This is a genomic window from Verminephrobacter aporrectodeae subsp. tuberculatae At4 (genome assembly GCF_000193225.1).
In the GTDB taxonomy this organism is placed as follows: Bacteria; Pseudomonadota; Gammaproteobacteria; order Burkholderiales; family Burkholderiaceae_C; genus Acidovorax; species Acidovorax aporrectodeae.
The window spans coordinates 1-321 of record NZ_AFAL01000665.1; the positions used below are offsets into that span (position 1 = coordinate 1).

Sequence of the window (321 nt, forward strand, 5' to 3'; positions counted from 1 at the left end):
GGCCCGAGGCGGCTGCGGTGTTCACGGCGTCCAGGTTGCTCGCGTCGGTGTAGGTCAGCGTCAGTTGGTTGCCGGTGACCTTGGGACCCGAGTCGCCGGTGGTGATCAGCACCGGGGGCGTGGTGTCGGCTGCCGTGGTGCCATGGGTCACGGCCTGGTTGCTGAAGCTCACTGCGTCGTTGCCGGCAGTGTCCTGCACCACGTTGTCGCCCGTGGGCTTGGTGTAGCTCACGGTCACGGTCTCCGCAGTGGCCACGGTGCGGCTCAGCGTCAGCGTCACGGTCTTGCCCGATACCGCCACGCTGTTCACGCTGATGGCCG

At 67.9% G+C, this 321-nt stretch carries 1 protein-coding gene; it reads right to left on the bottom strand.

What is annotated here, in order from left to right:
* On the bottom strand, nt 1-321 hold a 321-nt coding region (locus VTU_RS28630; protein ID WP_010107399.1), incomplete at both ends, for a SwmB domain-containing protein.